This is a genomic window from Hymenobacter sediminis (genome assembly GCF_003231285.1).
Lineage (GTDB): Bacteria > Bacteroidota > Bacteroidia > Cytophagales > Hymenobacteraceae > Hymenobacter > Hymenobacter sediminis.
Window position 1 is genome coordinate 341486 of record NZ_QKNS01000003.1, and the last position, 23425, is coordinate 364910.

The 23425-nt window shown below is 61.0% G+C and carries 20 protein-coding genes; 9 read left to right on the forward strand and 11 right to left on the reverse strand.

All coding sequences use genetic code 11. The features are described from left to right. Positions 1–53: 53 nt before the first annotated feature. Complete coding sequence (locus tag DNI29_RS10560; protein ID WP_110978068.1) at positions 54–314, reverse strand: hypothetical protein; 261 nt, start codon at positions 312–314, stop codon at positions 54–56. Between the two features lie 198 nt (positions 315–512). On the opposite strand from DNI29_RS10560, the gene DNI29_RS10565 reads away from it, so the two are divergent. Continuing rightward, positions 513–2312, forward strand: coding sequence for a M61 family metallopeptidase (locus tag DNI29_RS10565; RefSeq protein WP_110978069.1), 1800 nt, complete (start codon positions 513–515; stop codon positions 2310–2312). A gap of 80 nt (positions 2313–2392) precedes the next feature. Here DNI29_RS10565 and DNI29_RS10570 read toward each other — a convergent pair whose 3' ends face one another. The 5 genes from DNI29_RS10570 to DNI29_RS10590 all read right to left on the reverse strand — a co-directional run bounded on the left by DNI29_RS10570 (position 2393) and on the right by DNI29_RS10590 (position 8307). Continuing rightward, entirely contained in the window at positions 2393–2731 is a 339-nt protein-coding gene (locus DNI29_RS10570; RefSeq protein WP_123823205.1) for a hypothetical protein, read from the reverse strand. Positions 2732–3120: 389 nt separating this feature from the next. Continuing rightward, the gene (locus DNI29_RS10575; RefSeq protein ID WP_110978071.1) at positions 3121–3969 is read right to left on the reverse strand and encodes a universal stress protein; all 849 of its coding nucleotides are present in this window, start codon (positions 3967–3969) and stop codon (positions 3121–3123) included. A 156-nt stretch (positions 3970–4125) separates the two neighbouring features. Beyond that, positions 4126–4869 carry a ThuA domain-containing protein gene (locus DNI29_RS10580; RefSeq protein WP_110978072.1) on the reverse strand — a complete coding sequence of 248 codons (744 nt, stop codon included), beginning with the start codon at positions 4867–4869 and terminating at the stop codon, positions 4126–4128. 157 nt (positions 4870–5026) lie between these two features. Beyond that, positions 5027–6532, reverse strand: a complete 1506-nt coding sequence (locus DNI29_RS10585; RefSeq protein ID WP_110978073.1) for a M28 family metallopeptidase — start codon at positions 6530–6532, stop codon at positions 5027–5029. Between the two features lie 344 nt (positions 6533–6876). Beyond that, on the reverse strand, positions 6877–8307 hold the full coding sequence (locus tag DNI29_RS10590) for an RtcB family protein (protein WP_110978074.1): 1431 nt from the start codon (positions 8305–8307) through the stop codon (positions 6877–6879). 389 nt (positions 8308–8696) lie between these two features. On the opposite strand from DNI29_RS10590, the gene DNI29_RS10595 reads away from it, so the two are divergent. From DNI29_RS10595 to DNI29_RS10605, 3 genes are all read left to right on the forward strand, one after another. Then, on the forward strand, positions 8697–10298 hold the full coding sequence (locus tag DNI29_RS10595; RefSeq protein WP_110978075.1) for a protein adenylyltransferase SelO: 1602 nt from the start codon (positions 8697–8699) through the stop codon (positions 10296–10298). A gap of 146 nt (positions 10299–10444) precedes the next feature. Next, on the forward strand, positions 10445–10837 hold the full coding sequence (locus DNI29_RS10600; protein ID WP_110978076.1) for an STAS/SEC14 domain-containing protein: 393 nt from the start codon (positions 10445–10447) through the stop codon (positions 10835–10837). Between the two features lie 86 nt (positions 10838–10923). Continuing rightward, positions 10924–12270: a leucine-rich repeat-containing protein kinase family protein gene (locus DNI29_RS10605; RefSeq protein ID WP_110978077.1), complete on the forward strand. Its 1347-nt coding sequence runs from the start codon at positions 10924–10926 to the stop codon at positions 12268–12270. 31 nt (positions 12271–12301) lie between these two features. On the opposite strand, the gene DNI29_RS10610 is transcribed toward DNI29_RS10605, so the two are convergent. Continuing rightward, positions 12302–12694: a hypothetical protein gene (locus DNI29_RS10610; RefSeq protein WP_110978078.1), complete on the reverse strand. Its 393-nt coding sequence runs from the start codon at positions 12692–12694 to the stop codon at positions 12302–12304. Between the two features lie 87 nt (positions 12695–12781). Between DNI29_RS10610 and msrB the strand changes: the two genes are divergently transcribed. Further along, positions 12782–13231: a peptide-methionine (R)-S-oxide reductase MsrB gene (gene msrB / locus DNI29_RS10615; protein WP_110978079.1), complete on the forward strand. Its 450-nt coding sequence runs from the start codon at positions 12782–12784 to the stop codon at positions 13229–13231. 26 nt (positions 13232–13257) lie between these two features. On the opposite strand, the gene DNI29_RS10620 is transcribed toward msrB, so the two are convergent. After that, positions 13258–14790 carry a lipase maturation factor family protein gene (locus DNI29_RS10620; RefSeq protein WP_110978080.1) on the reverse strand — a complete coding sequence of 511 codons (1533 nt, stop codon included), beginning with the start codon at positions 14788–14790 and terminating at the stop codon, positions 13258–13260. A gap of 396 nt (positions 14791–15186) precedes the next feature. Further along, a complete protein-coding gene (locus DNI29_RS24465; RefSeq protein ID WP_162303576.1) occupies positions 15187–15336 on the reverse strand; it encodes a hypothetical protein in 150 nt (49 codons plus the stop codon). Positions 15337–15412: 76 nt separating this feature from the next. On the opposite strand from DNI29_RS24465, the gene DNI29_RS10625 reads away from it, so the two are divergent. Beyond that, positions 15413–15679 carry a hypothetical protein gene (locus tag DNI29_RS10625; protein ID WP_110978081.1) on the forward strand — a complete coding sequence of 89 codons (267 nt, stop codon included), beginning with the start codon at positions 15413–15415 and terminating at the stop codon, positions 15677–15679. A gap of 19 nt (positions 15680–15698) precedes the next feature. On the opposite strand, the gene DNI29_RS10630 is transcribed toward DNI29_RS10625, so the two are convergent. Then, a complete protein-coding gene (locus tag DNI29_RS10630) occupies positions 15699–17009 on the reverse strand; it encodes a WD40 repeat domain-containing protein (RefSeq protein WP_110978082.1) in 1311 nt (436 codons plus the stop codon). Between the two features lie 311 nt (positions 17010–17320). Here DNI29_RS10630 and uvrA point away from each other — a divergent pair, with 311 nt between their 5' ends. Next, complete coding sequence (gene uvrA / locus DNI29_RS10635) at positions 17321–19879, forward strand: excinuclease ABC subunit UvrA (RefSeq protein WP_110978083.1); 2559 nt, start codon at positions 17321–17323, stop codon at positions 19877–19879. Between the two features lie 259 nt (positions 19880–20138). Continuing rightward, a complete protein-coding gene (locus DNI29_RS10640; RefSeq protein WP_110978084.1) occupies positions 20139–20711 on the forward strand; it encodes a class I SAM-dependent methyltransferase in 573 nt (190 codons plus the stop codon). A 1-nt stretch (position 20712) separates the two neighbouring features. Here DNI29_RS10640 and DNI29_RS10645 read toward each other — a convergent pair whose 3' ends face one another. Continuing rightward, positions 20713–22251 carry a SulP family inorganic anion transporter gene (locus DNI29_RS10645; protein WP_110978085.1) on the reverse strand — a complete coding sequence of 513 codons (1539 nt, stop codon included), beginning with the start codon at positions 22249–22251 and terminating at the stop codon, positions 20713–20715. 360 nt (positions 22252–22611) lie between these two features. Here DNI29_RS10645 and DNI29_RS10650 point away from each other — a divergent pair, with 360 nt between their 5' ends. Then, positions 22612–23328, forward strand: a complete 717-nt coding sequence (locus DNI29_RS10650) for a hypothetical protein (protein WP_123823209.1) — start codon at positions 22612–22614, stop codon at positions 23326–23328. Positions 23329–23425: the final 97 nt, after the last annotated feature.

Here is a 23425-nt window from a genome sequence, read left to right on the forward strand (position 1 = left end):
ATTCTGTTGATTGTGGGGCAGTAGCCAGTTGGTAGCGCTGCAGAAAAGGTAGCCTAGCTGCTTTCAGCCGTAACATCCTGCACGGCAAAGCCGGCAGCCAGCAGGGCCTGCTGCATGGCCTCGCGGCCGGGGTCCTGGGCCGAGGCTACGGCTACTTCCACTTCGCCGCCCTCAATGCGGTCAACCAGCAGGCCCAGCCCCGTAAGCACCTGGCGGACGCGGCCAATGCTGTCGGCGTCGGTCAGCGCATCAATCTGCAGGCGGTAGCGCAGCAGCTGGGTAGGATTATTATCGGGGGGCGGCGTGTGGGTCATGGTTGCGGGCAGTAAGTGGGGTAGGAGCCAATAAGGCGCCGGTTTCCTTCAGAAGGTGTACTGGATTACGGGCCCTAGGTTATGGTTGAGGTTGGGTGGCGGGGGTAGTCCGGGGCGAATCCGTTAGCTTCGGGGCGGCGCAACCCTCCACCGCGTTGCGCGTCTGTAGCCCACTTTCACCCCTTGTTTCCTTATCAGATGACTTCCTTTTTCCGTCCGGCTGCCGTGGCGGCGCTGCTGGCCCTGGCTGCGCCCGTGCTGGCCAAAGCCCCCCGCGAGCTGACGTATACCGTGAGCATGGACCCGGCCACCAACAGCAACGCCTTCCAGGTAAAGCTGCAACTGCCCAAGCTCAAAAAAGAACAGGCCATTTATCAGTTTGCCGCCACCGCGCCCGGCACCTACCAGGTAATGGATATGGGCCGCTTCGTGAGCAACTTTCAGGCCTTCGACGATAAAGGCAAGCCCCTCGAAAGCAAGCAGATCGGCACCAACCAGTGGCAGCTCAGCCAGCCCGAGAAAACCCGCGAAATCCGCTACACCATTGCCGAAACCTGGGATACGCCGGTAAAGGAGCACAACATCTACCGCATGTGCGGCTCCTCGCTGGAAACTGACCATGCCCTGCTCAACGGCCAGACCCTGCTGGGCTACCCCCAGGGCATGCAAGACAAGCCCCTGCGCCTGAAGCTGGAGTACCCCGGCGGCTGGAAAGCCGGCTCGGTGCTGCAGCTCGACAAGGACGGCTACTACCACCTGCAGGACTACGACCACGCCGTGGACTCGCCCATTCTGCTGGGCCGCCTCACCGAGGCCAGCACCAAGCTCGGCAACGCCGATGTGGCCCTGTACTGCTATTCCGCTACCGATAAGGTGCAGGCCGAGCCCCTGCTGGGCTACATGCAAAAAATGCTGAGTGCCGCCCAGAGCTTCTTTGGCGGCCAACTGCCCGTGAACCGCTACGCCTTCCTGTACCACTTCGCCGACCGCTCGGCTGGGGCCTGGGAGCACTCCTACAGCTCGGAGTACGTGCTGCCTGAGCAGCCGCTCACGCCCGAATCGGCGCAGGGGGTAGTGGATATTGCGGCCCACGAGTTTTTCCACGTTATGACCCCGCTCAACATCCACTCCGAGGTGATTGAGCACTTCAACTTTGTGCAGCCCACCGGCTCCGAGCACCTGTGGCTATATGAAGGCACCACCGAGTGGGCCTCGCACATGATGCAGCTGCGCGGCGGCCTCGTGCCCCTAGACGACTACCTGAGCATGCTGCACGACAAAGTGCAGTACGACCGCACCCGCACCGATACCACCTACAGCCTCAGCCGCCTGGGCCTGAACTCGTTCAGCGACGAGGGGCAGCGCCAGTACGGCAACATTTACCAGCGCGGGGCCCTCACGGCGGGCCTGCTGGATCTGCGCCTGCTGGAGCTGAGTGGCGGTAAGCGCGGCCTCCGCGACGTGCTGCTGGAGCTGGCTAAGCAGTATGGCCCCAACAAGCCCATCAGCGAGAAAAACTTCTTCCAGGACTTCACCAAGATGACCTACCCCGAAATTGGGGACTTCTTTAAGCGCTACGTACAGAATGCTGAGCCGCTGCCCCTGCAGGAGTACTACAGCAAGGTGGGCATCCGCTACGAGCCTATTCAGCACACCGGTAAGCAGGTGGCTACCCTGGGCGCACTGGGCCTAGCTCCGCGCGAAACCAGTGTATACTTCACCAAGGTAGGCGGCCCGCTGCAAGCCGCCGGCGTGCAGGTAGGCGACCAACTGGTGGCCGTAGATGGCGTGCGCAACGACTTCACGGCCCTGCGCCGGGTAGCCAGCCGCCAGCCTGGTTCTGAGCTTCCTCTCACCATCAGCCGCAACGGGCAGGAGCAGACGGTGCGCGTGAAGCTGGGCAGCACCGAAGAGGTGAAGCGCTACGTCTTCAGCCAAGACCCGGCCGCTACCCCCGCCCAACTAGCCATGCGCCAAACCTGGCTGAAAAACCTGTAGGCGCCTACCCCTCCATACAAGCAAAAGCCCCGGCAACACGTGTTACCGGGGCTTTTGCTTGTATGGAGGGGTAGGGCAGCTTAGGCGAACTGCCGGGTCCGGGCTAGTTGGGGGCGGTTAGTGGGCTGGCTGTGCGGGGGCTGCGGAACGGCGGGCGTCTGCACAATGGGGGTAGTGGCCGTGATGTTGCCAGCCGCGTCGCAGTAGCATACTACGTATTCAATCAGGCCAGTGCCAGCGGGTACTGCTCTGTCAATGTGGGGGCTGCAGGCATTGTGGGCGATGCACAGCCAAGGCTGGTTGGTCTGGCGGCGGTACACGTAGGCAAAAAGGCCGGGCATGCGAGAAAAGTCGAGCCGGCATCCGGCTGGCACCAGGTGCAATTGCAAATCAAGGGAAGTAACAGTCGGAGCAGTCATGCGTTTGAAAGAACTTAAGAATTTATTGGCTTATTCTGGTTGAAAGATAGACAAAGCCAACCTTGCTTTAGCTCCCGGGTTTCTACGTATTTGCTTCCGGGAAAACCCGTATTTCGTTGGTAATCTGAACGGTGAACGTCAGATGTAGGGCAGTTAAGTGAACGATACGGCTTCTTGAACGGCTCGTTTTGCTTCGGACCACCCGGCACGACACCCCCTTTCCCTGATCCTCTCCGCTGAAAATCCGCAGCATTGGGCGCGCTTACCTGCACCAACGGTAAGAAGGCATTGGGATGACCGTTTCCATTACAACGTCAGCACGCGAGATGCCTCGACCAGCTCGGCAGGACTTTCTGCAATAAGATGCGCTGCGCGCCTACCCTCGCGCGCTAGTGAGCATGGAAGGTGAGTACGGGCGAGGCAGCATGCAGCGCCACGTTTTCTGAGATGCTGCCTTGTAGCAGGTGGCCCAAACCGGCGCGCCCATGGGTTAGCATCACAACCAGATCGGCGTGGGCCTGCTCAGCAAAGCGCGGAATTCCGGTGCTGGCGTTCGGCGCGTCGAATACGTCGGGCTCGTAGTGGGTAAGCTGGTGACGGTCAGCGAAGCGGTGAATGCGCATCATGGCGGCCGTGCGCTGGTTGGGGTCTGGCACTACATCCAGCAGGTGCAGCAAGGCCTCCGGAAATATTTCCTGAACCCGGCGCAGGCTGGGCACGGCCAGGTCTGCTTCGGGGGAGAAATCGGAAGCGAAAACAATGTGGCGCACCTCGAAGTGAGGGGTAGGGTGCTTTACTGTGAGCACCGGGCAGGGTGCGCGGCGCACCATGTGCTCGGTGCGTGAGCCCCCGAAAAACTGCTCCCACGAGCTGTGTTCCTTGGCGCCCATTACTACTAGGTCAATCTGGCGCTCAGTAATGGTTTCCAGCATGGCCGCCTCGAAGTCGGCGGTGTGCACCACATCGCGGACCAGCACGCCGGGGGCAGTGCGGGCGGCTTCGGCCATCAGCTCGTGCATGCGGTGCTTTACCACTTGCAGCAGCTTAAGGGTGTACACATCGTTGAGGCCGCCACCCCCGGCCAAGCCACCTGTAGTGGCAAAGCGTGCCGTTTCGGGCAGGTCCACCACGTGCAGCAGGCTAATGTTGCCACCAGTGCGCTGGGCCATCTGCAGGGCCACTTCAAAGGCGTGGTGGGCCGTGGGCGAAAAATCTGTGGGTACCAGTAGATTCTTCATCGTAGTATGAGCTAGTGGAAGATAGGTAGTCCGGCAGCATGGGGTAAGGGTTGTATAATATAGATAAATGATTGGGTAATTGCAAGCATAGGGTTTGATGAATCCCTTATTTGAATAGTTCACCGGTTTCTGATTATATTGACCTAAGCTGTCGGGCTACGGCTGACCAAGCGCGTAGCGAATGCCGCCCAGCAGGTGACGCACGAACAAGGGCTCAGAGTAGCATTCGGGGGTGTGGCCGCCAGCCGTGTAAAAGGCGCGGCCTCCGTCGTAGGTGTGGTACCAGGCAAAGGGGTGGGTAGGGCCATTAGTGCCGCCGGAATAAGTAGTTTCATCCAGGGTAGCCAGAACCGTCAGGTCCGGCCGGATGCTCTTGAAGTTGTACCACTCATCGGTGCGGGGCCAGGCAGCTGGCAGAAAATTGGTAGCAGGGTGCTGTTTATCGACGACGCGCACGGTGGCAGCCTGAACTGCGGGGTGGCTGCTGAAATAGGCGCCTACCAACCCGTTGTACCAGGGCCAGTCGTACTCCGTATCGGTGGCCGCATGCACCCCCACAAAGCCCTTGCCCGCTCGGATGTACTGCTCGAAAGCCGTTTGCTGGGCCGGATTGAGGACATCCTGGGTGGTATTCAGAAAAACCACGGCCCCGTACGGGCGCAGCAAATCCGAAGTAAAGCGAGTGGCGTTGTTGGTGGTGTCAACCGTAAAGCCATGCTCCGCGCCCAGTTGCTGAATGGCGAGCAGCCCCGCCGGAATCGACTCGTGCCGGAATCCGGCCGTCTTGTAGAAAACCAGCAGGGCGGGTTTGGCCGGGTTATGAGGGGTAGCCGGATTGGAGCTGGTGCAGCTCAGCAGCAGGGCCGCTACCAGGCCAGCAGGAAGCCAGGATGTAATCATAGGGAAAGGGGGTAGGGAACAGAATGGAAGATACTCATTGCCAAGGGGGCAGCGTAGTGCTCAAGGTATATACTAGATGAGTAGCAAAAAGGCCGTCAGGCGGAGGGTTGCTCTACCTGGCGGCCTTTCACTACTCAAACGTCTTATGGCCTGCTATCTAGCGTTCCAGCTTGAAGTCGGGGTCTACCGTCACGCGCTGCGGGGCCGCTGATACGGCCCAGCCGGTGGCGTACATCCAGCGCGTCATGCGGGTGAGCTTGGCCACATCAATGCGCGAGGCCTCGTCGCGGGGCGTGTGGTAGTCGGGGTGGAGCAGGGTAGTGAAGAAGATGGCCGGGATGCCCGCGCGGGCGTAGGGCAGGTGGTCGGAGCGGAAGTACCAGCCCTCGGGGTGCTTGGCCTCGTCCCAGGAGGTGTCAAGGGCAAACTTGGTGTGGTCCTGGTTGGCTTTCAGGGCCATGTCAACTAGGGCCCTGGAGTTGCGGTGGGGCGGGATGGAGCCTAGCAAAGCGGCCGAGTCGGGCGCGTTGCGGCCCATCATATCGCCGTTCAGCACAGCCACAATGGAGGCCTTATTCACGGTGGGATGCTCGGCGTACCAGCGCGAGCCCAGCAGGCCGCGCTCCTCAGCTCCGTGCCACACAAACAGGGCCGAGCGCGCCCCCGGCCGCTGCTTCCAGGCCCGGCCAATGGCCAGCAGGGCCACGCTCACCGTCGCGTTATCATCGGCCCCGTTCCAGATGGAGTCGCCCTGTACGGGCGTCCCGATGCCGTCGTGGTCGTGGTGGCCGCTGAACAGCACATGCTCCGCGCGGCGGGCCGGGTCGGTGCCGGGGGCACGGGCTACCACGTTCATGGAAGGGTAGAGGTAGTCGTTAGCGGCCAGCTCGGCTTGCAGGCGGGCTCCCTTGGCCCGGAGTTGGGTAGCCACGGCCTGGCGCACCAGCAGCACCGGCACGGGAGAGGCGGGCAAAGGCATAGAAGGCAACAGGTACAGGCCATCTTCGTAGCGGTGCCCCACAAACTCCAGGCTGGGCTCGGCGGTGGCATCGGCAGTCAGCACAATGCCGGCTACCCCGCGGCTACGCAAGGCGGCGCTCTGCTGCCCGATGCCGGCCAGGGTGTAGCGCATAGCCCAGAGGCTCATCTTCGGGGCCGGGAGGGGGGTAGGCGCCTGCAGGGGCATGGCTACAATCTTGCCCCGCAGGTCGCGGCGTACGGTGTCGGCCAGGGAGTTAAGCCACACCACCGGCCCATCAAGGCGGGCGTTGAGCGGCGAGGTTACCCAAGCATCTTTCCAGAGGGCCAGTGGCTTGCCGCCAATGGTAAGGCGGGTAGAAGCGGCCACCGTTACGCGGCGCAGCGGGTAAAACTGGAAATACGTGCCATCGTCGCCGGCAGGTTCGAGGCCAGCTTCGCGGGCCCGCTCGGCCACCCACACGGCGGCGCGCAGCTCATCGGGAGTACCGGCGCGGCGGCCCCGGAAGTTATCATCGGCCAGGGCAAACAGGTCGCGCTTCACTTCATCTTCCCGAATAGCACTCAGCAGGGGCTCGCCGGGGGCTTTGGCAGCGGTGGAAGAGGTAGGGCCAGGAGTGCGGGCGCAACCCGATAGTACTATAGTAGCCAAACTCAGGCTCGCCAGAAGGGTAGTAAAGCGCATAGGCAGGAAGAAAAAGTAGAATAAGGCTTTGGAAGTCAGAAGGGGGTAGGAGCTTAGGTCCTGAAGGTAGGTAATTCAAGTTGCGAACGATAAATCAGAGCTAGAACTAGTTCCCCTCCTTAGATAAGGAGGAGCCAGGGGCGGTTGATAATCGGTGAACGATGCTGGAGTTCGAAGCTAAATAATGTTCCAGCGCTCCGGTCAACCACCCCCAGCCCCTCCTCAGCTGAGGAGGGGAGCTAGGTTCTATTTCTAACTTTAGCTACACACTGAGCCACTTGAAGCAGGCAGGGGCGCCCACCAAATTCCAAGAAATCAGCGGAATACGTTTGAAGCCGTGATGGTTACTCGCCGCCGTATTTGCTTTTGCCCCCGCCGCCGGCATCCATGCGCACAATGCGGGGGCGGAAAGAGCCGAGTACATCCACCAAATCTTGCTGGTGGGCCATTACCTGGTGAATATCCTTGTAGGCCTGGGGCGCTTCGTCGAGGCCGCCGCCGATCAGCTCGATGCCCTGGTCGCGCAGGAGGCGGCGCAGTTCTCCCTCGCTTACCTGCTGCTTGGCCTGGGTGCGCGAGAGGCGCCGCCCTGCCCCGTGGGAGGCCGACTGGATGGAATCCCGCTCGCCGCGGCCCCGCACAATAAAGCCAGGGGCCGTCATCGAGCCCGGAATTACGCCCAGCACGCCCTGGCCGGCGGGGGTAGCACCCTTGCGGTGCACAATGGCCTCGCGCCCATCGGGCAGCGTTTCTTTCCAGGCGAAGTTATGGTGGTTTTCCACTTTGGCCAGGGGCTTTTCGCCCAGTGCCAGACTGAGGCGGCGGTGAATGTCGCGGTGACAGGCCGAGGCGTAGTCGCCGGCCAGGTTCATGGCCCGCCAGTACTCCTGGCCCTCCTGGGTATCCAAGTCGAGCCAGGCGAGGTAGCGCGCCTCCGGCGGCAGGGGGCACTTCTGCATGGCTACTTTGGTGTAGTGCTGGGCAATGGCGGCGCCCAGGCCGCGGGAGCCGGAGTGGGACAGCAGCCCCAGGTATTGGCCAATGGGTACGCCCAACTCGTTGTCTTCGGTGGTAATATCCACGATGCCCCACTCCACGAAGTGGTTGCCGGAGCCCGAGGAGCCCAGTTGGTTGATGGCCGCCTCGCGCTTGCCCTTCACCACCGGAATTTCCCGGAACTCGGGCCGGTCCAGAATGGGGTCGTCGGCGGGGTTCTTGAACACTTCCTTGGCCCCGAAGCGGGTGTGGTTGTGCAGCAGCTTTTTCAGTTCCTGGGTGCGCTGCTCAAGGTAGCGCGGGGGCAACTCAAACACCGACAGGGCCATGCGGCAGCCAATATCCATGCCTACCCCGTAGGGAATCACGGCATTGTCTACGGCCAGCACCCCGCCAATGGGTAGGCCGTAGCCCTGGTGAGCATCGGGCATGAGGGCCCCATCCAGCGTTACCGGGAGCTTCATGGCGGTGTCCATCTGCTTGCGGGCGCCGTCTTCAATAAAGGCCTCGCCGTAGCGGCGGTAGTCCTTTATTTCGGGGCTCAGGGTCACGTCGCGGCTGGGGTCGGGCACGAATTCCTTGGCCAGTTCCCGCCACAGCGAGTCGCGGAGGTAGGCGTAAGGGTCTTCCTTGATTTTTTGAAGCAGAGCCAGGGCGCTGCCTTTGTCCATCTTCTTGAGTTGGCGGTCTTCCAGAATATCCAGGGCTAGGCTAGTGGCCCGGCCTTCGGGGTAGCCAATTTTGCGCAGGTCGTTGCCGCGCAGCTTTTGCGTTGCCATAGGAGGGAGGGGTAGGGTGGTCAGAAGGTTGTAGCGTGATTTCGGGATAGGGGTTATGGCCGAGCTTTCTTTCCCCCGCCCCGGTCCGACGCCACATGTGCCTGATCCATTGTCGCCTATACCGCTAAAACAGCATCCGCCTACCCCCTCTGCTTGCTTAAACCCGCCGGGCAAACGTCAGCATAAAACCAACCGGACGGAGGCATGCGGCGCTGCATCGGGGCGCGGAAGCGCTGGCCGAAGCAGAGGAGCCGAAGCCCGACTCACCAGCCGCTGCTACGGTTTAGCTGGCGGGTTTGCTGAGCACAACGGTGGAAACTTGTAGGGTCGTTTCGCGTTTTCGATGTCGTTGGTGCTTGCTTCCGCAGGCACCCTTTTGCTTTCTTCCTATGTCTGCTACCCCCCAATCAATAGATCAGGCTTCGTTCCAAAACTCCTTTGTGGAGGAGCTGCGCGGCGAAGCTTCCATGGATAAGCGCCCGCGCCAAGTGCCCGGCTACCACTACTCCCGCGTGGACCCTACCCCCGTGCAGGACCCCCACCTGCTGGCCTGGTCTGAGGAGCTGGCGGCCTTCCTGGGGCTGCAGCGCCCCCCAGAGCGCGGCCCGGCCGTAGAGGTGCTGGCCGGCAACCGGCAGGCTACTACCATGAAACCCTTTGCGGCCCGCTACGGCGGCCACCAGTTCGGCAATTGGGCCGGGCAGCTCGGCGACGGCCGCGCCATTTCTTTGGGCGAGCTAACCGCTGTGGATGGTACTACCTGGGAAATTCAGCTGAAAGGGGCCGGCCCTACGCCTTACTCGCGCCGCGCCGATGGGCGGGCCGTGCTGCGCTCCTCGGTGAGAGAGTTTCTGTGCTCCGAGGCCATGTACCACCTGGGCGTGCCCACCACCCGCGCCCTGAGCCTAGTAGCCACCGGCGACGAGGTAATCCGGGACATGTTCTACAACGGTAATGCCCGCCCCGAGCCCGGCGCCATTGTGGCCCGGGTGGCGCCTACCTTCGTGCGCTTCGGCAACTTCCAGATTTTCCTGGCTACCGGCGAAATCGACAACCTGCGTGCCCTGGCCGACTACGTCATCCGGCGCCACTACCCCGAACTGGGCGAGCCTTCGCCGGATGTATATGTGCGCTGGTTTGAGGAAGTCTGCCGCCGCACCGCCATCATGATTGCGCACTGGCAGTCAGTGGGGTTTGTGCACGGGGTAATGAACACCGACAACATGAGCATCCTGGGCCTCACCATCGACTATGGCCCTTACGGCTGGCTGGAGCCCTACGACCTGGACTGGACGCCCAACACCACCGACTTCGGCGGGCGGCGCTATGCCTTCGGACAGCAGCCGCGGGTAGCCCTCTGGAACCTGATGCAGCTGGGCCAGGCCATCCTGCCCCTCGTCAACGACATCGAGGAGCTGAACTCTGCCTTGCAGGTGTACGTGGATACGCTAGGCTCTACCCGCCACCATATGATGCTGGCAAAGCTGGGGCTTACTGACCTGACGCCGCCGGAAGATGAAGGGCTAATAGAGTCTTTAGAGCAGGCCCTGGCAGGATCAGAGGTCGATATGACCGTGTTCTTCCGCCACCTTTCGCATACGGCCCCGGCCGTGCTGGCCGCCCCGGAAAACGGCGACGCGCAGTGGCGGGAGCTACTGGCCGCCGCTGCCTATTCCATGGCTCCGGCCGAAGAGCAAGCGCTGCTGGGCTGGCTGCAACGCTACTTTGTGCGGCTGCAGCAGGAGCAGGCCAGTCCGGAGGCTATTCGGGAGAAGATGCTGGCCGCTAACCCCAAGTACGTGCTGCGCAACTACCTGGCCCAACAGGCCATTGAAGCCGCCGAAACCGGCGACCTGAGCCTGCTGAACCGATTGATGGAAGTGCTGAAAAAGCCTTTTGATGAACAGCCGGAACACAACGACCTGGCCGCCAAGCGCCCCGACTGGGCCCGTGAAAAGCCAGGTAGCGCTACCCTTTCCTGCAGCTCCTAAGCAAAGACGGGAGAAAAGCAGCCTGCTTTCCAGGGCTAGGAGGCTAACCTTATGCTTCAACTCAGCGTATCAGACCGTTTTTATGACCAAGCCCGCGGCTATGTAAGTAGTCGCGGGCTTGATTTTGCTCAGGAGCACCCGGTTACATGAAGTTAGTTGCTGATTTTCCCTACCTCAGTATTTACCTGCACACCAGCAAATGCCAAGTACTGGAAATGCAATGGAAGGGCTTTGTAAACAGCGCTGACTTTCGGCAAGCCATTAAAACAGGGTTGCAGCTGGCCCGACAATACCAGATAGTAGGGTGGCTGGCCGACGACCGGCTGCTGGGAGCAGTGCGCCCTAAAGACCTGGACTGGAGCTTCACGTACCTGCATCCTGAATTGGCTGCTAGTGGCGTAGAACGCTTTGCGCTGCTGGAAGCAGACGAAACACTTAACCGGTTCATCATTGGGCGCAAGTATGAGGAGGCCGCTTTACCATTTGCACTGCAGCGGTTCACCAACTTGGAAGAAGCGCGGGAATGGGTGTGCCGCTAACCTGAGGCACCCGTGTTAGCAGTTGAAGTCCTACACTGAGGTAGGCAGAGCATGAGAGTCCGGTCTTCCTTTCCCACCTTTGCCGCATGCACACGCTTGCTCAACTACGCGCCGGGGAACTAGCCGGCGCCACCCGCCTCGACTTATCCGAAGGACTAAGAGAGTTTCCGCGCGAAATCTTCGACCTGGCCGATACCCTGGAAATCCTGAACCTGAGCGGCAACCGCCTCTCGGCCCTGCCCTCCGACCTGAGGCGGCTGCAGAAGCTGCGCATCCTGTTCTGCTCCGATAATCAGTTTACTACCCTCCCGGAAGTGCTGGGCGAGTGCCCCGAGTTGAGCATGATTGGGTTCAAGGCTAACCAGATTCAGACCTTGCCCGCCGCGGCCCTGCCGCCCAAGCTGCGCTGGCTGATCCTGACCGACAACCAGATCCGGGAGCTGCCGCCGGAAATTGGAGGCTGTCTGCGCCTGCAGAAGCTGATGCTAGCCGGTAACCAGCTGCAGGAACTGCCCGAAACGCTTGCCAACTGCACCAACCTGGAGTTGCTCCGGATTGCGGCCAACCGCTTCAGCAGCCTGCCCGAGTGGCTCCTGACCATGCCCCGCCTGACGTGGCTGGCTTTTGCTGGTAACCCGTTCAGCCAGCCCGCAGAGGCCGCCGCGGAAGCTCGTAATCCTATCCGGAGTATAGCGTGGGGTAGCCTGGCTGTAGCGCAAAAACTGGGTGAAGGCGCTTCGGGTGTAATTTATCGGGCCCAGTGGGAGCCGTCCGGTAAGGCGGCAGAAGCGGTAGCCGTGAAGCTGTTCAAAGGTGCCCTCACCAGCGACGGACTCCCCCACAGCGAAATGGTAGCTTGCATCAGCGCCGGAGCTCATCCCAGCCTTATCCATGTGCAGGGCAAAATAGCGGAACATCCCACGCAGGCCGAAGGCTTAGTGCTGGAGCTGATTGATCCGACGTTCCGCATCCTGGCCGGTCCACCCAGCTTCGCCTCCTGCACCCGCGACGTGTATGTTCCCGAAACCCATTTCACGCCCGAAGTGGCTTTGCGCATTGCGCAAGGGGTAGCCGGGGCAGTAGCTCACCTCCACGCCCGCGGCATATTGCACGGCGACGTGTACGCTCATAACATTCTCACGAGCCCCGCCGGCCAGGCCCTGCTCAGTGACTTTGGAGCAGCCAGCTTCCTTACGCCCGGTCAGCCCGACACTGCCCTGGCCCTGCAGCGCCTGGAGGTGCGGGCGTTTGGGTGCCTGCTGGAAGAGCTGCTGGAGCGCACCGACTCGGCCACCTTTCCGGCCGCGGCGCAGGCGCTGTGGGCGCTTCAGCAGGAGTGCGTGCAACCCAACGTAGCGGCCCGGCCATTATTCCTTGAGGTTCAGAATGCTTTAGCAGAAATTTCGGTGTCGGGTCCGATGGGCATTGGGTAGCGCCTACCCCCAGCTTGGCAGTTAAGCGGCTTTAAGCCTGCCGCAGCAGCCAGGTGTAGGCGGTAGCCACGTCGTCAAACAGCACTACCATAGGCCTGGTGACAAACTGCATGGCCGTATCCATGGACTTGCGCGCCGACCAGTTGGGCGGGCACACCCAAGCCACAAACTGCATGCCTTCATCGGCCAGGGCCTGGTAGTACTCGCCGCCGACCCACCGGGCCCCCTCTTCCCAGCTGCTGGTTACCAGGCTGTTGTCGTTGAGCATCTTGTGGCAGGGATACCGGTGTAAGTGGCTCAGCACCAAGTTGCCACCCGCCTGAGCTGAAGCAGCGTCGTGCACGCCCCGCCATTCCACGTATAGCCAAATATGGTCAGGGTCAAAGGAAATGGAGAGGGGAGGGGAGTCGTAGAGAATTTTCATGCAGCAGACAGACTGAGCGTAGCGGATGTGCCTCGCTTACTATCTGAAAGTAAGCAGGTTAAGTGGTAACCTCAACACAAAGGTAGTATGATCCGCTGGATAGACGTCCTGAAGTTTGCCAAATACAGCAACCCCGAGCCACCGCGCCGCCTAGAGCTGCCGGAGGCCGCGTGGCAGGCCCGGCTTAGCCCCACCCGGTATCAGGTGCTGCGCCAAAAAGCCACCGAGCCGCCCTACCGCAACGCCTATTGCCGCTCCTACGAGCCCGGGGTGTACGCCTGCGCCGGCTGCGGCACGGTGCTATTTGACTCCGCCACGAAGTACCACGCCATATCGGGCTGGCCTAGTTTCACCCAGCCGGTTGCCAAAAACGTTATTCGCTACGCCTTCGATGCCAGCCATAACATGGACCGCATAGAGGCCCTGTGTAATATCTGTGGCGGCCACCTGGGCCACGTATTCCCCGACGGGCCCGAGCCCAGCGGCCTACGCTACTGCATGAACTCCGAGAGCTTGGTGCAGTTGCCGCCCAGCTAGGGGGTAGGGCGCCTGGTGTGCCTGAGCTACTGAACCCAGCCTGCGCCCTGCAGAAACTGAACCAGGCTCGGGTCATCAGCCGATAACGGCGGCAGCCAGATATCAACCTGCTCGCGGTGCCACCACAGGCCCTCGGGGTTGCCCGGTGGGGCAAAGCGGTAGCGGTAGCGCACTGCCCGAATGTAGCGCGGTGGCTTGTTCGGGAAAGGACTGCGGGCAAACAACCCTACCGCGCCGGGGTCATTGTGCAGTAGCTTCCAAACCAGGTGCAGGGTCCAGGGATACTCGTTGGGCGAGGCCATAGCGGCAAACCACATCTGCCAATCGAGGCGCAGCTGGTAGGGCGCAACCTGCGGCGGGCGCTGGTCGAGGGCTACGGGCAGGCCTCTATAAATGTAGGGTTGCCAGTTAGCCTGTTCGCTCGGGTTTTCGTCCAGGGTGCCCTCAAACACCACGTTTAGCCGCTCCTGACCTACCGTCCCGAAGGCTCCGTAGGTGTTTACCAGCTCCAGCGGGTCGAAGGACGTATTCATGATCTGGCCGGGCGAAACCAGGTTCAGCGCCGGCTGAATGCTCAGCAAGCCAACAATCCCTGTTACCACCCAACTCGTCAGGCGCATGGGCCGGGAGTCTTCGGCTTGCTCCGCCGCGGCGGCCGCCTTTCGGACCAGGCGCTGGGGTAGCACCCGGGCCCAGAAGCTGTCATCGAAGCAGGCCAGCGCCGGCACGATGGTCAGCCAGTTCAGAAACGAGAGGTTGCCGCTGACAATGATGTTGAGCTGAAACAGAATAATGGCTCCGCCTGCTAAGTGCCGCGCCAGCCGGGGGGCAAAAACGAAGAAAGGGGCCACCAACTCGGCCAGCCAGTTAAACCACACGCCCGCCTGCAACATCGGGCGCGGCAAAAAGTGAAACCACCGGCTCAGGGGCCCCGGTATGGGTTGGGTTTCGAAGTGGTAATAGAGAGCCGTGCTGTTGCGCCATATTTCGTCGCCGCGCACCTTAATCAGCCCCGCTCCCAGCATAATGCGAAAGGCCAGCCACCGAAACAGCACGATAATGGGGTAGGGCGGCGCGTACCGCGGAAAGGGCCGCATATCGAGCAGCGGACACAGAAAAATAGCCAGGAAACCCGTTTCCAACAGCTGAATCTCCCAGCCGTAGCCGTACCACTCCTGCCCTACGTGCACAAACGACATGTACAGCATCCAAAGCAGCGCCAGTACCAAGGCGTTGGCGAAGCCCGCTACGACCAGGCAGGAAAGCAACAGGCCCACCCAGGCTCCCACGAGCAGGGCAGTATCAGAATGCCAAAACCAGAAAAAAGAAGGCAGGCGCGCAAACCCCGCCCAATCGGAGCCCAGCACCTGGCTTATCTGGCTCAGGTAAGAGCCAACAGGCAAAAGGCCCTGGGAGCCCATCAGGGGTAGTACTTGCTGCACGGCCACCAGAAAGGCCACTGCATACAGCGCCCCCAACAGGCGCAGAAGTACAAACCGGGTAAGCCAGTACGTAGAAGGCGTACCGGGCACCAAACCAAGAGCAGAGCCGCTATCCATGTTGTGTTGAATGCCAGAATGCAGCCCTGTGGCAGGGCTGCCGGGGAGGATCACCGATATAGTGGGCGCGACCAGGTAGGGGTAGCTGAATACCCTTGTCTGGCAGTGGCCGCTGGCAACTACATACTACGGAACGGCAGGTTGGTTTTGGTCGAGTTTGGGCAAGCTGGACCCTGCAGCGCACTATTAAAGCCACCTACTGCGGAGGCTTACGCCGACATAAGGGGGGTAGAGCTGCGCTGCAAACTTCATCGAGCCAGCACGTAGCCCGCTGCCAGACCAATGGGCAGAAAAAGGCATTCTGCGGCGTGTATGATTACGGCAGGGGAAGTTGGTGCTGACGAAGATTATGTGGGTTCAGGCATGCTGCCTACCCCCGTCACCGGGCCGAATCTACTAGGCGGCCAACCGGTCTTCTTGTTCTTCTATGGCTGGGTGAAGCTCATACTCGAGCTGTTCCAGAAGTTCAAAATCCAGCTGCGTATACTCGTCCATCAGGATGAGCTCAGCAGCGGCAAAGGCGGAAGTGGAGTGCTGGGTCATCATACCTGCCTATACCCATCTGCTCCCGGCTAAGTTTCATTACCCCGCCCAAATGCCATCATCTTATGGGTGGATGCGTATGTCTTTCGGTACCCTTTTTCTACCCCCTTTCGGCGGCATGAGCTACTTCCACGATACCCTACTGCGCTATGGCTTTACGGAGCAGCGCGAAGGTTTCTATACTTACCCCACCGCACCGGGCGGCCCCCTGTACTGCCTGACCAGCGAAAGCGGCTACCCCCGGCAACTGCTGCTCTGGCAGCCGCACCGGGTCCTGCTGCAGGGCGAGGTAGTAACCCTGGCCGCGCTGGAGCAGGTGCTGGGCCGGGTGCTGCCTTCTGCCTAGAAAGCAGGGGCAGCCCGGGTTAGTCGAGGTGCTCTATCACCATTTTGCCGGGGTAGTATGTATCGTCATATTGGTAGTAATCGGGGCGAATGGGCGTGCTGACGCTGATAAAGCCGCGGTTGCCATCCTTGAACAGCTTGTAGGGGTACTGGCGGGTTTTCCAGGTCCGCAGGCGGCGGTAATCATTGAGGGAGAAGACCTCCACGGCCCTCCCCGAGGTGCCGGCGTACAGGGTCTGGGCCTCGGCATCAAAACCAAAGCAGGTAAACTCCCGGTTGCCGCTGCGTGGCAGGCTCGTCAGATACGTCATGCTGCGGCTGTACACCGCGCCCTGGGAGCCTGTCACGTACCAGTCGCCGGTGGGCGAGAACTCAAACAGGCGGCTATCGAGAGGGTAGTCGCTGTGGTAGAGGTCGTTCTGGGAAGACAATAGGCTGCCAGCGGGTGAAAAGCGGAAAAGGACCTGATCAGTAGGGAAAGAGGAAAGGGTGAGGCTGATCAGGCTGGTATTGGTGCCAGGTATTTTTTTCAGGCGCATACCGCTCCGGGCTCGCCAGTCTCCTTGCGAAACCTCTGCCTTCGTAGCCCGGTCGAAAGCCTTTAGCGGACTGCCGAAGGAGTAGTAGGTGCTCGACACAAAAAGCTGGTTATTGTTGGCTACTACGTCCGTTAGTTGGCCCATGTGAGTATCCAGCTCATCGAGTTTGGTAAGGGTAGCCGCGTCGTAAATCAGGATGCGGCCATCCTGGCAGGGTACGTAGAGTTCCTGCCGGCCCTGGTAAGAGCTTAAACTGCCGTACCCGATGGTCTGGCCTACCTGTATATCCTTAACCTGGCCGCTCTCCACACTGAACCTGCGGATGGTGCCACGCTTGTCAAAAAAGAACAGGCTCCGGCTCTGGCTGTCGTACTGCACATCGAAGGTAAAGGCCTCCACACTCTGCACGCCGGGCCGGCGGTGCGTGACGATGTTGCTTTCAATGGTGCGGCCCGAAGACAACACCCCCACCACCTGGTACTGCACGTAGCCGGTATAAGGCATACCCACGTCGCGGTGGCGGCCAATAAACTGTGCCCGGATGGGGAAGGTAGCTTCTGGTTTCGTTGGTTCGGTTGGGCTTTCCTTCCGGATAACGCGGTACTCCACAAAATCGGGGTTGTTGAGCGCCGACCACGTCAGGTTGGCAACGGAGTCGCCCTGCAGCTGTAGCTCGTTCAGCTTGATGCTGTCAGTGAGCGGCGCAGTGGGGGCGGGGTCTTCGGTTTTCTTGGATTCGCAGGCCGCCACTAAGGTCAGCAGAAACAACAGGAAGGGTAAAGGTTTAGGCATAGATAGGGGGTAGGGAGTGGTAATAGAAAGGGGAAAATGGAGAGGTAATAATAAGCTTGTGCCCAGAAGCGTGTCCTGCTGGCCAAGCCTTCGGAACGGTAATATTAGGTAGGATTTTGGCCAGCTAAAAATGCCGGCCGCTACCCCCCGCGGCGGTCCTGTTTTTCACGCGCTAATCAGAGCCGCGCAGCAGGCAGGCCATAACCCTGAGGGCAGGAAACTGGTAACAGCAGGGACTGGCTGCGCTCGGGCCAAAGCTACTACCCCACTGGCAGCCCCGAGCGCGTCGCACGGGCCCACTCTCCTCCGCTATGGCGAAATCTTCGCAGACTCCTACCCCCGGTTCACCCTTCAACGGCTTCGTGCAGGTGCGCGGGGCCCGGGAGCACAACCTCAAAAACATTGACGTAGAAATTCCGCGCGACGCGCTGGTGGTGTTTACCGGCGTATCGGGCTCGGGCAAATCAAGCCTGGCCTTCGGCACGCTCTACGCCGAAGCTCAGCGCCGCTACCTGGAGTCGGTGTCTCCGTACGCGCGGCGCCTGTTTCACCAGATGGCCGTACCCGAGGTAGATGGCATTGAGGGCTTGCCCCCGGCCGTGGCCCTGCAGCAGCAGCGCGGCACACCCACCACCCGCTCGTCGGTAGGCTCGGTCACCACGCTTTCCAACCTGGTGCGCATGCTTTACTCCCGGGCCGGCGACTACCCCGCCGGGCAGTCCATTGTGTACGCCGAGGGCTTTTCGCCCAACACCCCCGAAGGTGCCTGCCCCACCTGCCACGGCCTGGGCCGCATCTATGAGGTAACCGAGCAAAGCATGGTGCCCGATCCGTCCCTGACCATTCGGGAGCGGGCCATTGCGGCCTGGCCCCAGGCCTGGGGCGGCCAGAACCAGCGCGACATCCTCGTGACTCTGGGCTACAACGTGGACATTCCGTGGCACGAGCTGCCCCAGGAGCAGCGCAACTGGATTCTGTTCACGGAAGAGCAGCCGGTGGTGCCCGTGTACCCTGGCTACACCCCCGAGGAAACCCAACGGGCCCTCAAGCGCAAGGAGCCGCCAAACTACATGGGCACTTTCAGCAGCGCCAAGCGCCATGTGCTGCATACTTTCGCTAACACCCAGAGCCCGCTCATGAAAAAGCGCGCCCTGCAGTACATGCTCAGCACCGAGTGCCCCACCTGCCACGGCAAGCGCCTGCGGCCCGAGTCGTTGGCCGTGACGTTTGCCGGGCTGGATATTGCCGATATGTCGGGGTTGCCGCTCAAGCGGGTGGCGCAGCTACTAAAGCCTTATGCTGAGGGCAACGCCACCGGGCGCAAAAAGCAGGATGCCGCCCACCCCGAGCAGGCCATTGTGGCCCAGCGCATTGCCCAGGACCTGTGCGCCCGCCTGTCGGTGCTGCTGGACCTGGGGTTGGGCTACCTGCAGCTGGAGCGCAGTACGCCCACCTTGTCGCCGGGGGAGCTGCAGCGCCTGCGGCTGGCCACCCAGCTGTATTCCAACTTGTTCGGGGTCGTGTATGTGCTTGATGAGCCCTCAGCCGGCCTGCACCCATCAGACACCGAAGCTCTCCTGAAAGCCCTGCACAGCCTCAAGCAGGCCGGCAACTCCTTGTTTGTAGTAGAGCACAACCTCGACGTTATTCGGCAGGCCGATTGGCTGGTGGACGTGGGACCCGCGGCCGGAGAGCAGGGCGGGCAAATCCTGTACAGCGGTCCGCCCGCGGGCCTGGCTGAGGTAAGCGCTTCTCAAACACGCCGCTTCCTGTTCGCAGAGGGCGAGGGGGTAGGCGCCCCGCAGCCCCGCACTCCCACCGGTTGGCTGCGGCTGCAGGGCGTGCGGCGCAACAACCTCGAAAACCTGACGGTGGAGTTTCCGTTGGGCGTGTTTACTACCGTCACGGGCGTGTCGGGGTCCGGCAAATCCAGCTTGGTAAGTCAGGTGCTGGTGGAGCTGGTGGCCGAGTGCTTGGGGCAGACCGTGGAAGCCGAGGAGGAAGAGGCCGACCCGCTGGAGCGAAGTGCAACGCCGCAGACCGGTGGTAAAATTGTGAGTGGGATGGAGCACATCAAGCGGCTGGTGCGCGTCGATCAGAAGCCCATTGGCCGCACGCCGCGCTCCAACATGGCCACCTACACCGGACTCTTTGACCATGTGCGCAAGCTGTTTGCCGCCACCCCCGCCGCCCGCAAGCGCCGCTACGATGCCGGCCGTTTCTCCTTCAACGTAGCCAAAGGCCGCTGCGAAAACTGCCAGGGCGAAGGCTTTGTGATGGTGGAGCTACTGTTTCTGCCCTCGGTGTACGCGCCCTGCCCGGTGTGCCACGGGGCCCGCTACAACGCCAAAACCCTGGAAATAACCTACCGCGACAAAAACATTGCCGAGGTGCTGAGCCTGACCGTGGATGCGGCCTGGGAATTTTTCGATGAGGAGCCCACCATTCAGCGGGCCCTCACGGTGCTGCGCGAGGTAGGGCTGGGCTACCTGCGCCTGGGGCAGCCGGCCACCGAGTTGTCGGGCGGTGAGGCCCAGCGCATTAAGCTGGCCACGGAACTGCAGCGGGCCCAGCGCGGCAACTCCCTCTACGTGCTTGATGAGCCCACCACCGGCCTACACCCCTCCGACGTGGAAAAGCTGCTGGTTCAGCTCGACGGGCTAGTGGAAGCCGGCAACACCGTCATTGTGGTGGAGCACGACATGCGCGTGGTGGCCGCCTCCGACTGGGTGATGGACATCGGCCCTGGCGCCGGCGACGAAGGCGGGCAGGTGGTAGCCGCTGGCACGCCCGCCGAGGTAGCTCGCCATAAGCAAAGCCGCACCGGCCCCTATCTGGCGCGGTTTCAACGAGGCGCCGGGGGTAGCTGATGCAGCCTGCATAGACAGGAACTTCCTGTCGAGCTGGCCGAGGCATCTCGCGTGCCGTCTGGTTAGTAGCACAACGTCAGCACGTAAGATGTCTCGACCAGCTCGACATGACCTGTCTAGAAAAGCACGCGAGGTGCTACGCATTGGTTGATAAATGTCATCTGAGCAGAAGCCGCTTCTGTACAAAACCAGAGAACTACCTGGCCCTGAAACAAGGCATTCGCTACCCCTCCATACCGCTCAAACCTTTCTAGCTAGTATGCTTTCCCCTTTTGTCGAAGAGTTTTTCCGCAACCCGGCCACGGTTGGCTCGCTTACACCCAGTTCTCCGGCCCTGACCGGTAAGGTGATGGAGCCCATTGACTTTGCCACGGCTTCCTGCATTGTGGAGTACGGACCCGGTACGGGCGTTTTTACCGATGCCCTCATGAGCCGGCGCCGGCCCGAAACGGTGTTGGTGCTGGTGGAAGCCAACCGCCGCTTTGCCCAGTTGCTGCGCCAGCGCTACGCCGGCCACGCAGGCGTCCACGTCGTGCACGGCTCGGCCGATAAAACCGGGCAATACCTGCAGGAACTGGGGGTAGGGCAGGTTGATTACGTGGTGTGCGGCCTGCCGTTTTCCTCGTTGCCGCGGCGCCTAGGGTGGCGAATCCTTGAGCACACGGCGCAGATACTTGGCCCAGAAGGCAAGCTTATTCTTTTCCAGTATTCTTTGCAGAATAAGCGGCTGTTCGAGCGTTTTTTCCGGCCGTTGCAGGAGGAGCATGTGCTGCTGAACCTACCCCCGGCCTACGTGCTAACCTACGTGCCTACCCCACCAGGCAAGGTGTAACCTACTCCCGGTCAGTGGCTACGCGGTACTCGGGGTCTTCCAGAATATTGACCTCGATGAGGGCGCCAGCGTTGTGCAGGAGCTGGCGGCAGTCGGGGCTGAGGTGGCGCAGGTGCAGGGTTTTGCCCAGGCGGCTGTACCGTTCGGTGAGCTTGTTCAGGGCCTCGATGCCCGACATATCGGCCACGCGGCTGTCCTGGAAGTCGATGATGACCTGAGTGGGGTCCTGCTGCACGTCGAATTTCTCTGTGAAAGCCTGCACCGAGCCGAAAAACAGCGGCCCAAAGATTTCATAGTGCTTGGCCCCGGCGGCATCCACAAATTTGCGGGCCCGGATGCGCTTGGCGTTTTCCCAGGCAAAGGCCAGCGCCGATACCACTACCCCCAGCAGTACGGCCAAGGCCAGGTTCTGCGAAATGGCCGTTACCAGCGTCACGAGCAGCATCACCAGCACATCGGTCAGGGGCATACGGCGCAGGATGCGCAGACTGGCCCACTCAAAAGTGCCAATCACCACCATAAACATCACGCCCACCAGCGCCGCGAGGGGTAGGCGCTCAATGAGAGAGGAGCCCACCACCACAAACAAGGCCAGCGCCACCGCCGCCACTACCCCGGAAAGGCGCCCGCGCCCCCGGGATTCCAAGTTCACCATCGTCTGCCCAATCATGGCGCAGCCGCCCATCCCGCCGAACAAGCCCGAGGTAATGTTGGCCAGGCCCTGGGCCACACAGTCCTGGTTGCTGCGGCCGCGGGTGTCGGTTATTTCATCCACTACCGTGAGCGTAAGCAGGCTTTCGGTAAGGCCGACCAACGCCATAATCACGGAGTAGGGAAAGATGACGACCAGCGTGTTCCACTCCAGCGGCACCTGCGGCAGATGGAACTGCGGCAGCCCCCCGGCAATAGAGGCAATATCGCCCACCGACTTGGTTTCCAGTCGGCCCAGTATCACCAGCGCCGACACCACTATAATAGCCGTGAGCGAGGCCGGCACCGCCTTCGTGAGCTTGGGCAGAAAGTACACAATGGCCATAGTCAGGGCCACTAGTCCCAGCATCAGCCACAGGGCCGGACCCGTAAGCCAGTGCTCGGCACCCGCGGCATCATGCACCTTAAACTGCTCTAGTTGGGCCATGAAGATGATAAGTGCCAGGCCGTTGACGAAGCCAAATACCACCGGCTGCGGCACCAGCCGGATAAACTTGCCAAACCGCAGCAACCCCACGGCCACCTGAAGCAGACCCATCAGGGCCACGGCGGCAAACAGGTACTCTACCCCGTGCTGCACCACCAAGCTCACAATCACGACGGCGACGGAACCGGCCGCGCCCGATATCATGCCTGGCCTACCCCCGAATACGCTGGTAATAAGACAGATGATAAAGGCTGAGCCGATGCCCACCAACGGGCTGATATGGGCCAGCAAAGCAAAAGCTACTACCTCGGGCACCAGGGCCAAAGCCGTCGTGAGCCCGGCCAGGATTTCGTTTTTGGGGTTGACTTTATACTGCGCGAGGTAAGCGGAAACAGAAAGCATAAGAAGACTGAGAAAAGGCAAAAACAGAGAAGCCCGCTTCCGACAGAAAGCAGGGGTGGGGAGTTGGTTGGCCAGTTCTCAGGGTGGGGTGAGGGCGAAAAGACGAGGAAAGCAACAGCACATAGGCGCCACAAAAATAAGCAACCTGTTTTTGGCGCCCCGACAGCCTAGGCCGAAATCATGGGTAGGAACAAGCCAAGTGTTACTATTTTGCCTCTGCCAGGTGCCTGTCGGTAAAACTTGGTAGCTTGGCTGCGCATTGCTCACGAACAAGCCGTGCCCTACCTCAGCTTCCTGACTATGAAGGGTCAGTGGGCTACGGCTTTATTCCAGGTCTTCTATCTAATTCTTACCGCTATTATGAAACCACTGGTTCTATCCGCTTTACTGCTCCTCTCGCTGGGTGCCTGCCAGAAGGAAAAGGACGTGCAGCCCACTCCCGCATTCCAAACTGAATACGCCGAGTGGTACGCCCTCAGAGCCCCCGATGACCGGGCTATTGAAGCGGTTTCGGGCAATCTGGATGGTACCTTGGTGATTAGTACTGCCTTTCACATCTACCAGACCAAGGACCGGGGCAAGACGTGGAAGCAGGGAAACTACCCAAGTAGTATTGGTGTCATGGGTTTCGCACAGATTCAGGATACTCTGTTGGCGCTGACGGGCCAAGTGAATACAGCCCCGAACACAAGCTATGCTACACACCCCTCTGTTTTCAGCCTGGATGAAGGCCTGACCTGGCAGCGTTACCGTAACTGGAGGCGGGAACATTTCGATCCTCGCGTGGCCCGCGCCGTGGTTACCACCCCAAGTGGCACAGAATATAGCCTAGCGTACAAACTCACGCCAACATCGCCCAACTCCACTTCGTCTTATGTAGAAACGGTAGGCGTTAATTCTTCGGCCGGCCAGCAACTTACCTTGCCGCAGGAGCATCAGCTCAAGACCTTGTACCTGGATAAGCAGTCGAGACTATATGTGGCCGGCTCTGCGGCTCTGTGTGGCCGTCGTGAAAAGTTTGCTTTCTGTGGGGAGCAGAATGGCGTACTGTACGTTTCGAAGAAGCCGCAGCCGTAAGAGGGGGTAGGCCCCAAGCACACCTTGCACTAGACCCCAACTGCCGGGTGCTACCCCCTCATGAGGTGGCAAACCACTCCGTGGGGGGTAGCACCCG